This is a genomic window from Pseudomonas fragi, assembly GCF_002269505.1.
Classification (GTDB): Bacteria; Pseudomonadota; Gammaproteobacteria; order Pseudomonadales; family Pseudomonadaceae; genus Aquipseudomonas; species Aquipseudomonas fragi_D.
Genome location: NZ_NQKQ01000072.1, coordinates 1 through 411, shown reverse-complemented (window position 1 = coordinate 411; position 411 = coordinate 1). Strand labels below are relative to the sequence as shown.

The 411-nt window shown below is 46.5% G+C and carries 2 tRNA genes; both read left to right on the top strand.

The features are described from left to right. The first annotated feature begins 105 nt into the window (after positions 1 to 105). A tRNA-Ile gene (locus CJU81_RS23570) sits at positions 106 to 182 on the top strand. Positions 183 to 211: 29 nt separating this feature from the next. Next, a tRNA-Ala gene (locus CJU81_RS23565) sits at positions 212 to 287 on the top strand. The last annotated feature ends 124 nt before the right edge of the window (positions 288 to 411 follow it).

Here is a 411-nt window from a genome sequence, read left to right as displayed (position 1 = left end):
ACCTGCGGCTGGATCACCTCCTTAATCGACGACATCAGCTGCTCCATAAGTTCCCACACGAATTGCTTGATTCATTGAAGAAGACGATAGCAGTAGACCAAAATTGGGTCTGTAGCTCAGTTGGTTAGAGCGCACCCCTGATAAGGGTGAGGTCGGCAGTTCGAATCTGCCCAGACCCACCAATTTTGTTTGGATGCACCTGTAGAAATATGGGGCCATAGCTCAGCTGGGAGAGCGCCTGCCTTGCACGCAGGAGGTCAACGGTTCGATCCCGTTTGGCTCCACCATTACTGCTTACTTGTCGTAAAGCTTAGAAATGAGCATTCCATCGAAAGATGGTGAATGTTGATTTCTGATCTTTTGATTAGATCGTTCTTTAAAAATTTGGGTATGTAATAGAAAGTTAGACTG